An 819-nucleotide genomic window follows, 5' to 3' on the forward strand; every position below is an offset into this window, starting at 1 on the left:
AGCTTAACCCCACGCCAGAACAAGCTCAAAAGCTTGATCAAACTCTGGTGGCGTTTGCTGATGCTTGCAACTACGTCCTGGAGCGATCGCGAATTGCGGGAACAACTCCAAAACTGCCCCTTCGGCACCGTCCACCGCACCATCCGGGACGACCTCAAACACCTGGACAAAATGGGGTGGCTGCAAAATGCCGGCACCGGAAGCCACCGCTGTACTCCCCCCGAAGCATGGCCCCCCGTCCCCGTTTCAGGCCCGCCGGTGGCGGAAGTCCGGGAAGTCTCGGAAGGGCAAACCCGGGAACTGTTGCGGGTTCTCGAAGCGATCGGCTTCGCCCAACCCGATCTGGAAATCCCCATCCGATCCCTGCGAGAACGGCTGGCGATGTGGGAGCCCGAGGTGGAATTGCCCCCTTCTCCCCCCGCCAAAGACTGCCGGCGGCGCATTTTCGTCCACTCCGAGGACATCCTCCCCGAGGAAATGTGGGGGCGGGTGGAGACCTACCAGCGGCAAATCGAGGAGCTCTGGCGCCATCCGGAAGGGGGGGCGATCCGGTTCGAGACGTGGGTTCCCCGGGACGATCGCAAAACCACGGTAACCAATCCCCGCGCTGCCTACGGCACCGACCCCGACGGCCATTTCGGCTGGCACAATTTTCGCCTGGACCGCATCGCGTCGGACCGCCTCACGATCCTGAACTGGTCCGATGCCGGCGTCCCGCGATCGCTCCGGGAACGGTGGCGCCGAGTACGGTAGGGCATACCGGAACTTGGGTCGATGACCCAAACGCTTCTGGAGATTTGACCGCTACTTTGGCTGGTG

The 819-nt window shown here is 63.0% G+C and carries 1 protein-coding gene; it reads left to right on the forward strand.

The annotated features are described in order from the left end of the window. A partial coding sequence (locus AC0QHF_RS00175) for a TIGR03985 family CRISPR-associated protein (RefSeq protein WP_324702175.1) occupies positions 1-753 on the forward strand: 753 nt, incomplete at its 5' end. Positions 754-819: the final 66 nt, after the last annotated feature.

The sequence above is a fragment of the Lyngbya sp. CCY1209 genome, assembly GCF_055795065.1.